Annotated in this window: 2 protein-coding genes; one reads left to right on the top strand and one right to left on the bottom strand. The window is 56.5% G+C overall.

The annotated features are described in order from the left end of the window. Positions 1 to 29 precede the first annotated feature (29 nt). Positions 30 to 698, bottom strand: coding sequence for a fibronectin type III domain-containing protein (locus KF784_20175; protein MBX3121375.1), 669 nt, complete (start codon positions 696 to 698; stop codon positions 30 to 32). Between the two features lie 469 nt (positions 699 to 1,167). On the opposite strand from KF784_20175, the gene KF784_20170 reads away from it, so the two are divergent. Beyond that, on the top strand, positions 1,168 to 1,794 hold a 627-nt coding region (locus KF784_20170; GenBank protein ID MBX3121374.1), incomplete at its 3' end, for an extracellular solute-binding protein.

Raw genomic sequence — 1,794 nt, 5'->3', positions numbered from 1 at the left:
ACAGGGGGCATAGCCGCCTGATGCTCTTGTCAATAGATGCTCTTGCTCACTTCACTCGAAAGCAGACTCTCATTTCCGTTTACATCGTACGCCGTCACGGCAAAGTAGTAAGTTGTTCCAAGTTTCAGATTTGAAAACTGATAGGACGTGATCTTCCCCACATCAACCGGTGCCCCGTAGCGACCGGAAGAAGTCCCGGAATAGACTTTGTATCCGGCTAAGTCGCTTTCGGCATTGGCATTCCACGCCAGAGCGGCCGTCGTGCCGGTGGTGCTTGTAGAAGTCGCAGCTGCGAGCTTGAGCGTCACGGGGATCGCCACAGTGCTTCCCCTGCTGGTCGTGATCGTCACCGTTCCGGAATAGGTTCCAGCAGCCAGCCCGCTGATATTGATGGACACCGTCACCTGCGTGGAACTTCCCAAAGTACCAGATGTAGGAGAGAGACTCAGCCAACCGGCGTTGTCCTTCCCGCGCCAACTGACCTTTCGACTGCTGCTCTTGTAAATCTTCACCGTCTTACTGGATGGATTCGGGCCACCCTGCACGGCCTGAAAGGTCAAACTAGTCGGACTGGCTTGTAAGGCTTGGGCTTCGGAACGCATCATCTCGCTTCCAATCAGCAACACGGCCAGGATCAACAGCATCCGAGGTAGAACCCCCACAGGCAAAGAGACGTATTGGCGCAGACCTCGTTTCATATGACCTCCCACGTCCGACTAAGGGAAATACCATTTTTGACAATTGCCAGACGGCTCACCGGGCATCTCCTGACACGAACCACCGTCCCAGGCGGACACATGGTTAAGAGCAGTGATCATGCCAAACAGACGTGTGCGAGAAAATCCTGCTATCTCATCTGGATTGACATGTATCTCCACTGCCGCTTGGGCAGCCGGTGTAGGGTTGAGACTTCAGGAAGGGTAGAGAATGTGCGCCCGGCGCAAGAGGCTCAATACCTGACGCTCAGATTCCAACCGGTGATCCTTGGAGAACATCTCATTCAGTCAAGACACCAGGACGCACTCGATCTGAACTGTGTCTGTCGTGCGGACCTGAGCGCAGTGCGACCGCTGACCCATCCCGGAAAAAGCGGGCCGCATCTCCACTGCAACTGAAGCGCTGCGCCTTTGCATAGACCGGATGGACTGTGTATAAGCTAGAGCTGTCATGCGTCGCATTGTGCGCGCCTTTTTCACCGGCTCACGTCTTCAGTCCGTACCACGCTATCCGTTGTGTGCCAGCCACCAACGTCAACGCGGTGCGGCTCTACTCCTAGTCTGCTTCGTCCTCTTCGGTCCACCACGCAACGATTCAATTGCCGGCAAACCTGCAGTGCCGCCCAAGGGACAGCCGGCACCCGTCACCCTCCGTTTCGTCTCCTGGAAACCGGACCATCCCCGCGTCTGGGAAGAGGCCCTCGCACGATTCACTGCAGCCCACCCTCACATTTCAGTGGTGCGCGAACTTGCCCCGCACTCCTCAACCGCCTATCACGATCTCCTGACCCAAAAATTGAAAAATGGGGATACGACCGTCGACGTCTTTTTCATGGATGTCATCTGGGTCCCGGAATTTGCGGCAGCTCGATGGGCAAGGCCGCTCGACGACAAGTTTTTGCCGACGATGCGGGAAGCGTTTCTGCCCGCTACCACCGAGATCGGTCGGTATGAACAGCATCTCTACGGGGTTCCGAGCCGCATCGATGCCGGCCTGCTCTACTACCGCCGGGATCTGCTGAAGAAATATGGATTCACCACACCCGCCACCTGGGACGCCCTTGTTCGTCAGGCGGAC

The sequence above is a fragment of the Fimbriimonadaceae bacterium genome (assembly GCA_019638775.1).
In the GTDB taxonomy this organism is placed as follows: Bacteria; Armatimonadota; Fimbriimonadia; order Fimbriimonadales; family Fimbriimonadaceae; genus JAHBTD01.
This window is presented reverse-complemented; position numbering and strand designations above follow the sequence as displayed.

Coding starts and splice junctions, on each gene's coding strand:
- KF784_20175 (MBX3121375.1), bottom strand. CDS start 698: ATGAAACGAGGTCTGCGCCAATACGTCTCTTTGCCTGTGGGGGTTCTA.